Source organism: Spectribacter hydrogenoxidans, from assembly GCF_031846275.1.
GTDB classification, from domain to species: domain Bacteria; phylum Pseudomonadota; class Gammaproteobacteria; order Nevskiales; family Salinisphaeraceae; genus Spectribacter; species Spectribacter hydrogenoxidans.
Genome location: NZ_JAVRIB010000036.1, coordinates 1 through 3,432, shown reverse-complemented (window position 1 = coordinate 3,432; position 3,432 = coordinate 1). Strand labels below are relative to the sequence as shown.

At 69.6% G+C, this 3,432-nt stretch carries 4 protein-coding genes and 1 pseudogene; 4 read left to right on the top strand and 1 reads right to left on the bottom strand.

Annotated elements, in window-relative coordinates:
- The 4 genes and pseudogenes from RM532_RS15730 to RM532_RS15715 form a co-directional block, all read left to right on the top strand.
- Nucleotides 1–166, top strand: a pseudogene (locus tag RM532_RS15730) (DUF4372 domain-containing protein); the annotation flags it as partial.
- Nucleotides 147–551: a 2Fe-2S iron-sulfur cluster-binding protein gene (locus RM532_RS15725; protein WP_311654288.1), complete on the top strand. Its 405-nt coding sequence runs from the start codon at nt 147–149 to the stop codon at nt 549–551. The pseudogene RM532_RS15730 and the gene RM532_RS15725, both read left to right, overlap by 20 nt.
- Nucleotides 552–788: 237 nt before the next feature.
- Nucleotides 789–1,667, top strand: a complete 879-nt coding sequence (locus RM532_RS15720; RefSeq protein ID WP_311654287.1) for a hypothetical protein — start codon at nt 789–791, stop codon at nt 1,665–1,667.
- A gap of 21 nt (nt 1,668–1,688) precedes the next feature.
- The gene (locus RM532_RS15715; RefSeq protein WP_311654286.1) at nt 1,689–2,762 is read left to right on the top strand and encodes an alpha/beta fold hydrolase; all 1,074 of its coding nucleotides are present in this window, start codon (nt 1,689–1,691) and stop codon (nt 2,760–2,762) included.
- A gap of 36 nt (nt 2,763–2,798) precedes the next feature.
- Here RM532_RS15715 and RM532_RS15710 read toward each other — a convergent pair.
- On the bottom strand, nt 2,799–3,432 hold a 634-nt coding region (locus RM532_RS15710), incomplete at its 5' end, for a hypothetical protein (protein WP_311654285.1).

Below are 3,432 nucleotides of genomic sequence, written 5' to 3'. Positions count from 1 at the left end.
CCACAAGATCCAGTCGTTTTCCTGTCTGGACCAGTTCCTGGTGTTGGCCTTCACGCAGCTGACCTATCGCGAAGGCCTGCGGGCGCAGTCGAGCAAGCTGTATCACATGGGCATTCGCGGCGGCGTGGCGCGCAACACGCTGGCCCATGCCAACGAGTGGCGCGACGACCAAGCCGGGACGTTTTTCGTCACCCGCGCCAATGCCAACCTGCGGTTTCGCCGAGGAAGCACGCGCGTCGTCAACAAAGCCAACGCCCCCGCGAATCCGCCACCACGGACGAGGACTGGTCGTTCGAGGTCTCGTCGCGGCCCGTTCCGGACACACGCTGCACGTGCCCGCCGGGCGCTCGCTGCTCGACGTGCTGCGGGAACACCGGTTCCCGGTGCACTCCGTCTGCGAGCAGGGACTCTGCGGCACCGGTGCCTGCCGGGTCGTGGAGGGCGAGATCGATCACCGGGACGTGGTTCTGAGCGAGACAGCCCGTGAAGGAGGCGTGATGACCTCCTGCGTGTCCCGGGCCAAGGGCGACCGGCTGGTGCTTGATCTCTGACGTTTCGCCGGGGGTTGCCAAGCAGCGCGCCCGCCGGGGCATGGACTCCAGCTCGGGGACCGTTTCCTCCGGCGCGCAAAGGCGCACGCAGCCATCGATAATGATTCTTGGCGGATCCCGCATCCCCTCCTTTCGTTAGGTTGATCGTGGCGCGGCGGGGGGTAAGCTGCAACGATCCGGCGCTATCGGCGCCGGCCGGGACGACGAACCCGTCACTAGAATAACGAGGAGGAGGTCATGAAACACATTCTCGGCAAATTCATCCCGTTGCTGCTGGCCCTGTACGCGAGCGGCGCGTCCGCCCAGGATGCCGGCAACCTGCTCGCCGCCACAGATCACGCGGTCGGCAATGTCAACACGGTCTTGCAAGGCCTGCTGACTGGCGACGCCGCCGGCGCGGTCGACGGCGTCGAGACGCTGGTCACGGATCTGGGTACTGACCTCGCCGACGGCACGCCGCTGGAAACGGCACTGAGCGACGACATCATAGGCTCCGGTATGCTAGTGCAACCGCTGCTCGACCGCGTCGCCACCCCGGTGCTCGGCGTCCTCGTCGGACCACTCGCCGACGCGGGCGCGCCGCTCATCTCCCGGGTCAACTCCCCGGCCCTGCTCGACAACCTGCCGGTGATACAGGGCGAGAACCTTGCCTTCCTCGGCCCGCACGACAGCCTCGGGCAGTATCTCGCCAGCAGCGGCGTGCCCCTGGACCTGATCGATGTCTTGCTGAGGGTCGATCTGCTCGGGCCGGGCGATGGGGACGGGGGCGGCGTGCTCGTCCCGGTATTCGGCGGCACCGCCTCGGCCGCTCCCCAGATCTTGAGCGAGTTGGGTGGAACGGTCCAGTCGCTGACCAACAACCCCGCCGAGACATCGCTTCTCTTGCGCGATGTGCAGCGGCTGCTCGAATTCGTGGCATCAAACCCGTTCGCGGGCGGCAGCCTGCCGGTACCGCTGCTGGGCTTGCTGGTCGGCGACTTCAGCATTCTGCCGGGCGGGGGCGGCGGCGGACTGCCCGGACTCGATCCAGCGCAGTTGCCGCTTCCGGCGGGCGAGCTGGACGCGGGCACGCTCACCGCCCTGGCGAGCGGCGCCACCCTGCCCGGCCTGGAGTAGGTCCATGGTGACTGCGCACGCGTGACGAGCGACATCGGGCAAATCCCGACCGACTCGCCACTGCGGCAGGTCCCGGCGGACTACTGTCCGCCGGGCGCCGCCCGCTGGCACACGCTCGCCGGCGGCCCCGACGCCGGCAGGACGCTGTTCTACTATGATTGCATCGTCGGCGACGGGTCGCCGGAGGCCACCGTGCTGTTCGTGCACGGGAACCCGGAATGCTCCTATACCTATCGCCACATACGCGATGCACTGATCGCGGCCGGCCGCCCCCTGCGGCTGGTCGCGGTCGACCACCTGGGATTCGGGCTGTCGGACCAGGCCCGCTTCGAGATGGTGGATTTCCACCACGCCCGGAACCTCGGCGAACTCGTCCGCCACCTGGACCTAGACGGGATCACCCTGGTCGTCCACGACTGGGGCGGACCGATCGGGATCGGTGCATTCCTGGATGAGCCGGCGCGGGTGAGCCACCTGCTGCTCATGAACACCGCAGTATTCCCGATGCCGTCCGAGGGGTACACCTACGCGAACTGGCCCATCCCCTGGCTGCCCTGGTGCCGGACACCGTCGGTCGTGCCCGACCGGCTCTGGGGCGGCGTCGCCGCCTACGTGGTCTCGCACGCCGAGCCCCAGAGCCGGGCGGCCTTCCTGGCGGGGGTTCTGGGCTATCTCGGCAAGCACGCCCTGCGCCGCTTCCAGCCGGGCACGCCCGAGGCCGTCTGGTCCGACCAGATGCGCAGCGTTGCCAATGCACGGGCCTCCAAGCGCCACGTGCGGCAGACTCCGGTCTGGGGACACGGCTACCGCTACCGCGACCCGCGGCACGGCCTGCAGGACAACCGGGATTTCTATCGCCGCCTGCACCGCCTGGTGCCCGAGGCCTGGGGACCGCAGGGCCGCAATATCGGGGTCGCCGGCTATTTCGGCGCCTGGGACCCCTGCGGCAAATCCGAAGTCATCCATCAGTGGCAGAAGGCCCTGCCGCAAATGCGGGACCGGACCCACGAATATCCCGACCACGGCCACTTCATCGAGGAGTACAAGGGACCCGAGATGGCGCGCTCGATCCTCGAGTTGAACGGCCTGGCCTGAGCACGCCGGCAGCCGCGGGCGTCGGCGCCCCGCGGCTCACTGCCCGAGGCCGGACAGGGCCACCCGCCGCTGGATCTCCGCCAGACCGAGCGAGGCCCGGACGCGGTAGCGCTGGAGCCGACGCCGCTCTTCGGCGATCACATCCACCGCCTCGTCCCGCAACAGCCGCAACGCCTCATCGCGCGCCGCCGAGAGCCGGGCACGCAGCGAGGCCAGCTCGACCCCCCGGCCGGTTCGGCGCAGGGGTGTCTCGAGTGCCGCCGATATCTGCGCCGAGAGCCGCTGCGACGCCGCGACGGAATCCAGCAGCGCCTGCGTGCGGGACCGGGCCAGCCAGTCCAGGACCGCCGCTCGACCGTCGCCGAGGACACCGGCTTCCCCGGCCGCCAAAGCCAACCAGCGTTCGCGGTCGCTCAGGCGACCCTCCAGCCGGTCGAGCGAGGCGAGCGCCGCCTCGCTCAGGGCGACCGCCCGGCGGTACAGGTCCCGCCCGCGTTGTCCCGCCCCCAGCTCCTCGTAGGCCCCCGCCGCGGCGAGGTGCGCCTCCAGGAGCGTCGCGTCAGGCACGCCGTCCCGCTCGATCAGGGCATCCCAGAAACGCAGCGCGCGCTGCAGTTGTCCCTGCGCATCCGCGGCATACTCGACCCGTTCGAACATCTCGGACGGCACG

Bases quoted from the DNA above. Each gene is read 5' to 3' on its own strand.
- RM532_RS15725 (WP_311654288.1), top strand. From the start codon at position 147: ATGCCAACGAGTGGCGCGACGACCAAGCCGGGACGTTTTTCGTCACCC.
- RM532_RS15720 (WP_311654287.1), top strand. From the start codon at position 789: ATGAAACACATTCTCGGCAAATTCATCCCGTTGCTGCTGGCCCTGTAC.